This is a genomic window from Siccirubricoccus soli, assembly GCF_024178315.1.
In the GTDB taxonomy this organism is placed as follows: domain Bacteria; phylum Pseudomonadota; class Alphaproteobacteria; order Acetobacterales; family Acetobacteraceae; genus Siccirubricoccus; species Siccirubricoccus soli.
Genome location: NZ_JAMZIK010000284.1, coordinates 1 through 1775 on the forward strand (window position 1 = coordinate 1; position 1775 = coordinate 1775).

2 protein-coding genes are annotated in these 1775 nt (G+C 73.8%); one reads left to right on the forward strand and one right to left on the reverse strand.

Annotation, left to right across the window (positions count from 1 at the left end; translation table 11 throughout):
* Positions 1-123 precede the first annotated feature (123 nt).
* Positions 124-708 carry an LOG family protein gene (locus NJ376_RS28335; RefSeq protein ID WP_252956695.1) on the reverse strand — a complete coding sequence of 195 codons (585 nt, stop codon included), beginning with the start codon at positions 706-708 and terminating at the stop codon, positions 124-126.
* A gap of 296 nt (positions 709-1004) precedes the next feature.
* Here NJ376_RS28335 and NJ376_RS28340 point away from each other — a divergent pair, with 296 nt between their 5' ends.
* On the forward strand, positions 1005-1439 hold the full coding sequence (locus NJ376_RS28340) for a c-type cytochrome (protein ID WP_252956696.1): 435 nt from the start codon (positions 1005-1007) through the stop codon (positions 1437-1439).
* The last annotated feature ends 336 nt before the right edge of the window (positions 1440-1775 follow it).

The window sequence follows — 1775 nt, forward strand, 5'->3', positions numbered from 1 at the left end:
GGGCAAGGCCACTCTCGATCCTGGGGCATGCTGCGTTCGCTTGCGCCCACGCAGCATGCTCCAGGCCGTTGTTGTGCGAGCATCTGCACGCGTTCAGATGATTCCAGCTGAACGCGATCTGCTCTAGAGCCGCCCCGAAGGCTCCGCCGGCCCGGCCGGCGCCGCCTCCAGCAGCGCCAGCGCCGCGGGCACGTCCGGCACCACCCGGAAGAATTCCCGGTTGTCCGGCGCCACGAAGCCATGCGCGATCATCGCGTCGATCAGCGCCACCACCGGCTGCGCCCAGCCGCCGATATCCAGGATGATGACCGGCTTCGCATGCAGGCGGAGCTGCCGCCAGGTCAGCACCTCCACCGTCTCGTCCAGCGTGCCGAGCCCGCCGGGCAGGGTGACGAAGGCATCCGCCAGGTCGAACATCCGGCGCTTGCGGCTGTGCATGGAATCGGTGATCTCGATCTCCGCGAGGCGCGGCGAGGGACGCTCCAGCTTCGTCAGGAATTCCGGGATGATGCCGCGCACCGTCCCGCCTGCCTCCACCGCGGCCTCCGCCACCGTGCCCATCAGCCCGATGCCGCCGCCGCCATAGACCAGGGTGATGCCGCGGGCGGCGAGGCCCTGGCCCAGCGCCCGCGCGGCCTGGGCGAAGACCGGGTTGGCGCCGAGGCGGGAGCCGCAGAAGACGGCGGCGGAGCGGATGGCAGGGGGCACGGTGATCTCCTTCGGCCGCGGGGAGGCACCGGCCGGCCCCTTCGGGGGCGGCCTGGCCGGTCCTGAGCTGCGCTGGCCCTTATGTATGGTCTGCGGAGCAGGGCATCCGCCCGGGCGGGCGGCCGGCGGGGGATGGCTCCTGGATCGGCGCCCTATAGCCGGTCCGGCGCCGCCGCCCCACCGCTGTCTCGCCGGCGTTCCGGCCGGCGGCGCGAACATTCCGCGGGAACTTGCCATCGCCCGGCGAAACCTGTCCTCTCTGCCGCATGGGCCACAGGGTGCCCGGGGAGATATGGATGCGGATCAGGCATTGGGTGGCGGGGCTGGCCCTGATGGGCCTGGCGGGCACGGCGCTGGCGCAGGGCAATGTCATCGCCGAGCGGCGCGAAGGGCTGAAGCGCATGGGCGCGCATATGGACGCGATAAAGCCGGTGGCCGAGGCCCGCGGCGATGTCCGCACCCTGGTGCCGCGGCTGGACGACATGCTGACCTTCTTCCGCGGCCTGCCGAACCTCTTCCCGCCCGGCTCCGGCACCGGGGACACCAAGGCGCGGCCGGAGATCTGGCAGAATTTCGCCGATTTCCAGACGCTGGATGCGCGGCTGGTCGGGCAGCTCGAAACGCTGCGGACTGCCGCCGCCGCGGGCGACGCCGCCGCCTTCGCCGCCGCCTATCAGGTGACGGGCGCGCAGTATTGCGGCGCCTGCCACCGCAACTACCGCGCCCGCTGAGGCGTGCTCCGGGGGCGGCGGCCACGCCGCTCCTCTCCGCGGCCGGTCCGCCGTTCCGTCTCCCCAGGGCTTCGCCAGGCACGCCCGGCGGCCATGGCCCGGCGATAGCCGGGCAGGGGGATGAGGCGGCCGGCGGCCGCGCCCAGGCCGGCTGGCAGGCCCCGTCCTTGCGTGCCAAGCCGGGGCCAGGGTCGGGCGGCGCGGCCGGTGGCCGCGCCCAGGCCGGTTGGCAGGTCTCCGTCCTTGCGTGCCAAGCCGGGGCCAGGGTCGGGCGGCGCGGCCGGTGGCCGCGCCCAGGCCGGTTGGCAGGTCTCCGTCCTTGCGTGCCAAGCCGGG

Bases quoted from the DNA above. Each gene is read 5' to 3' on its own strand.
- NJ376_RS28340 (WP_252956696.1), top strand. From the start codon at position 1,005: ATGCGGATCAGGCATTGGGTGGCGGGGCTGGCCCTGATGGGCCTGGCG.